Source organism: Mesorhizobium sp. M2A.F.Ca.ET.037.01.1.1, from assembly GCF_003998075.1.
Lineage (GTDB): Bacteria > Pseudomonadota > Alphaproteobacteria > Rhizobiales > Rhizobiaceae > Mesorhizobium.
The window spans coordinates 1-4,704 of the sequence record NZ_RZSA01000515.1; the positions used below are offsets into that span (position 1 = coordinate 1).

Here is a 4,704-nt window from a genome sequence, read left to right on the forward strand (position 1 = left end):
GTGGAATGCCGACGCCCGCTTCCGCCAGGCCTACCTGGAAGAATTCCCCGGCTACTACAAGACGGCCGATGCCGGCATGATGGACGAGGACGGCTATCTTTACGTGATGGCCCGCACCGACGACATCATCAATGTCGCCGGCCACCGTCTCTCGACCGGCGCCATGGAAGAAGTGCTGGCCGCCCACCCCGACGTCGCCGAATGCGCCGTCATCGGCATTGCCGATGCCATGAAGGGCCAGGTGCCGCTGGGCTTCGTAGTGCTCAATGCCGGCGTGGCCCGCGACAGCGGCGCGATCGAAAGCGAAGTGGTGGGACTGGTGCGCGAGCGGATCGGCCCGGTTGCCGCCTTCAAGACCGTGGTGACGATCAAGCGGCTGCCCAAGACCCGTTCCGGCAAGATCCTGCGCGGCACGATGCAGAAGATCGCCGACAAGGAGGAATGGGCGATGCCAGCGACCATCGACGATCCCGCGATCCTCGACGAGATTACGGCGGCCTTGAAGGGACGCGGCATCGGAATGTAGCAGCCCGGCAGACGGCCGCGTTAATAATGTATTAGCCAGTTTCCCCCGCGCTGCAATCGCTTGTTGTGCGATGCAGCATCAGACTTTAAGTTTGCCTGGGGGGCCATACCGAAGGCACGGCATGGCTCAACAAGAGATGACATTCGGCGGCGTCGACATACCGCGATGCCTTGCTACCGTCGCCGTCAACCGGCCGGTAGCGGCCGGCGGCGAGCCGCGCATCCTGCCGCCGCTCGGTCCCACCCTGTTCCATCATCTGTTGAAGCCCGCCGAGAGGGGTCTACCGTTTCGTGGAAGCGGGGAACCGCTCGTCTGGCTGCCTGGACCGCCGGTGTGGAATTGTTTGCATTCGGCATGATATCGAGGCGCAAATCAGTGCAAGTATCCGAGCCTCAATCCGTGAGCCTGTTTCAACGATCGAAACGCCCTCGACCCGCGCCGCGCGAGCGCCTTGTGATGGATATGCGCGACACGATCGTCTATGCGATCGGCGACGTGCATGGCTGCCATGACGAACTGCGCGCGCTGGAACAGAAAATCGAGCTCGACGCACAGCGGTTCCGCGGCCGCAAGATCATCATCATGCTGGGCGACTATATCGATCGCGGCCCGCATTCGCGGCGCGTGGTCGACCATCTGATGGCGCCGCCGCCGAAAGGCTTCCAGCGCGTCTGCCTCGTGGGAAACCATGAAGTCGCGCTGCTCCTCTATCTGGACGGTCATCTGTCGCGTGAAACCTGGCTCGGCTATGGCGGCCGCGAGACCCTGTTCTCCTACGGCGTCGACCCCGACCGGCTGATTAGCCTCTACGGTTCGAGCGCCCAGGCGGACGCGCGCATACGCGAGGCCATTCCCGCCAGCCATGTCGACTTCCTACGCACGCTGCCGGCGATGGTCTGCTCCGACCAATTCGTCTTCGTGCATGCCGGCATCCGGCCCGGCATCGCGCTGGAGGCGCAGGACGAGGGCGACCTCCTCAACATCCGCGAGGAGTTCTTCGAGGCGGCGCACCGGCTCGACCGCTGGGTGGTGCACGGGCACACGATCGTCGACGTCCCAAAGCTCGACGGGCGCCGGCTCGACATCGACACCGGCGCCTTCCAGACCGGGCGGCTGACCGCGCTCAGGATCGTCGGCAAATACGGCCGGCTGCTGTCGTCACGGGATTAGGCAATTCGCCGTTTCGGGCTGAACCGCCCTGATCCTGTTCCACGTCAGGCAGCCTGCTTGGCGCGCGCTTCCGACTTCTCCAGATAGTAGCTCGAGTAGCGGTCGAAGAACCTTTCCGAGCCGCCGAGCGCGCCGTATTTGGCCAGCTTCTTCAAATCGACCTTGTTGAGCACCGCCCCAATCACCTTGTTGGCGATATAGGGCTCCGATTCCAGCATCGAGCGCACCATGTTGCGCGGCGTGCGGCCCCATTCGGTGACCAGCACGAAGCCGTCGACCAGCGGCGCGAAGGCTTTGGCGTCGACCACAGGTCCGAGCGGCGGCAGGTCGACGATGATGTACTCGAACGTCTCCTTGGCGTTCTCGATGAAGCGCCGCATACCGGCGGAGCCCAGCAGCTCGCTGGTGTGCGAGAACTGGCCACGGAGCACGGCTGGAATGATCGCAAGCTTGGTCTGGCGGTCGACCTTGCCGACCGACTGCCAGGTCTGGCCATTAACCACCGCCTCCATCAGGCCCTGCTCGGCCTCCATGCCAAGGCTGCGGCTCAAGCCAGGATTGCGCAGGTCGCCGTCGACGAGCAAGGTCTTGGCGCCATTTGCGGCAAGCAGGCCGGCGAGGTTCGCGGCCACCGTCGATTTGCCCTCGCCCGGCAGCACCGAAATGACGCCGATGACCCGGCTGCCGCGGTCCTCCATCACGACGTCGAAGGCGATCTTGGCGTTGCGCAGTGTCTCGGCGAACATCGAAGCCGGAGCATCGATGCTGACGCGCATGCGCGCGCGCCTCTCGGCCGAGGAGAGGCTGGCCACCTTGCCGTCAGCCGGCAGGTCGTCGGCCTTGGAATCCTTGGCCCTGCCGCCGCCGATCGTCGGCAGATAGCCGAGGAATTTCAGGCCGGCGCGATCACGAATATCCTCGCCCGTCCTGAAGAAGCGCTCGTTGAACTCGTTGAGGCCGCCGAAACCGGCGCCGAGCATCAGGCCGAGCACCAGAGACAGCGCCAGCACACGCATGGTGCGAGGGCCCGAGGCCGCCAGCGGCATCGTCGCGTCGGAAATGATGCGGACCTTGCCGACCGGGAAGGACTGCTGCTGCGAAGCTTCCTCATAGCGGCTAAGGAAGGTCTGGTAGAGCGTGGTCAGCGCCTGCGCCTGCTGGTCGAGTTCCTTCAGCTTCACCTGCGACTGATTGTCGATCGAGCTCTTGCCGGCGGCTGTGGAAATCTTGTCGCGAAGCGCGGTCTCGCGCGCCTGCGCCACTTCGAAGTCGTTGCGGTAGCTTTCGGTGATCTGCTTCAGCTGCCCGAAGATCTGCGCCGAGACATCGGCCTTTTCCTTGGCCAGCGCGACCGCCTGCGGGTGATCCTTGCCGAAATTGGTCTCAACGTCCTGCAGGCGCTTGGCAATGGCCAGATAGCGGGTCTTGAGCCCGATGATGACCGAGCTGCTCGGCTGGTCAGCCGCTATGGCCGAATCGTTGAAGGCGCTTTCCGAGCCGCTGTCGACGATCGCCTTGTACTGCTGGTAGCGGGCGCTGGTGCGAGCCGTATCGGCCTGCGCGACGATGAGCTGGGCGTTAAGGTCGGCGAGTTGCTTGTCGCTTAGCAACTGGCCGTCGCTGTTGGCGGAAAGGCCGTGCTCGGCCCTGAACTTCTCGACCGCCAGCGAAGCGGCCTGCGAGCTTTCGCGCAACTCGGTCAGCCGGCCCTGCAGCCACACGGCCGCGCGCTCGGTGGCGTCGAAGCTGGCGTTGAGCTGGTCGGCGAGATAGGCGTCCGCATAGGCCTTGGTGATGGCCGTGGCGAGTGCAGGATTTGTCGCCTGGTAGCTGATGCTGATGACATTGGAGCGGCTGACGCGATCGGCCGATAATCCTGTCTGCAGCATAAGAACCGCGTAGTCGTGAGTCGCGGTCTTGATCATGGCTTCGCGCGTGGCGGCATCGACATTCTGGATGCCAGGGAGTTGATCGGTGGCATTGCCGCGGAAATAGGCGACGATGCCGCGCAGGAACCCAATGCCCTTGGCCAGAGCCGATTGAGGCGGGCTCATGAAGTCGTGGTTCTGGTCGAGCTTCAACTTGTCGACCACCTCCGATGCCAGCCGCGCCGAATTGAGGATCTCGATCTGGCTGAGGATCGTCGCGTCGGTCTGCCGCGTGGCGCTGGCGGCCGAGATGTCGTCCATGACCTTGTTCATGCCCTCGTCGATCAGGACGCTCGCCACGGACGTATACTGCTTGGGCGTGGTCTGCAGATAGACCACGCCCAAGAACAGGCCGATGGCGGCGCAGATCGCCACCACCTTGGCCTGACGGGCGGCCATGCCAAGCAGACGCTCGACATCGATGAAGTCTTCACCCTTTTCCTGATCGGCACTGGGCAAGGGCGTCCTCTTGTCGAGAGGGAAGTTGGCATAATTCATGTTCGGTCCAATTCCAGGTTGCAGGCGCTATCGGCCTTGGTAGATCCGCGTCGTGACCAGAAAAGACCGCGCAACGTTGCTGCCAGGATGCGCCGGGCCTGAAGGCCCGGGCGCCTGAGTGGCTGTCGCGCCATCGCGAAACCGCATATGCACCCGAAAGATGGGCATTATGCGGCTACTTCCCGGCGCTCATGCGACCGGACGAATTGCTGCAGCATTTCGAAGACAGGGCCTTTCATGTCGTCGCGAGCCAGGGCGAAGGCGATGGTGGCTTCGATGAAGCCTTCCTTGGAGCCGCAGTCGAACATGCGGCCATCGAAAGGCTGCGCATAGAAGGGCTGGCTCTGGGCGAGGCGCACCATGGCGTCGGTGAGCTGGATCTCGTTGCCGGCGCCGCGCTGCTGATTGCCGAGCAGCGCGAAGATTTCCGGCTGCAGCACGTAGCGGCCATTGATGTAGAAATTCGACGGCGCCTTGGCGGGCGCCGGCTTCTCGACCATCTCAGTGACCTGGAAGCCGGAGCCGACCTCGTCGCCCCGGCCGACAATGCCGTATTTGCTGGTTTCGGCGGGATCGCAGCGC

The 4,704-nt window shown here is 63.9% G+C and carries 3 protein-coding genes and 1 pseudogene; 2 read left to right on the forward strand and 2 right to left on the reverse strand.

Annotated elements, in window-relative coordinates; all coding sequences use genetic code 11:
* Window positions 1-526: pseudogene (locus EOA27_RS22875) on the forward strand (AMP-binding protein); the annotation flags it as partial.
* 456 nt (window positions 527-982) lie between these two features.
* Entirely contained in the window at window positions 983-1,696 is a 714-nt protein-coding gene (locus EOA27_RS22880) for a metallophosphoesterase (protein ID WP_245491139.1), read from the forward strand.
* A gap of 44 nt (window positions 1,697-1,740) precedes the next feature.
* Here EOA27_RS22880 and EOA27_RS22885 read toward each other — a convergent pair whose 3' ends face one another.
* Entirely contained in the window at window positions 1,741-4,122 is a 2,382-nt protein-coding gene (locus EOA27_RS22885; RefSeq protein ID WP_127257256.1) for a polysaccharide biosynthesis tyrosine autokinase, read from the reverse strand.
* Window positions 4,123-4,289: 167 nt separating this feature from the next.
* A partial coding sequence (locus EOA27_RS22890; protein WP_245491140.1) for a sugar phosphate nucleotidyltransferase occupies window positions 4,290-4,704 on the reverse strand: 415 nt, incomplete at its 5' end.

Coding starts and splice junctions, on each gene's coding strand:
- EOA27_RS22885 (WP_127257256.1), bottom strand. CDS start 4,122: ATGAATTATGCCAACTTCCCTCTCGACAAGAGGACGCCCTTGCCCAGT.
- EOA27_RS22880 (WP_245491139.1), top strand. CDS start 983: ATGGATATGCGCGACACGATCGTCTATGCGATCGGCGACGTGCATGGC.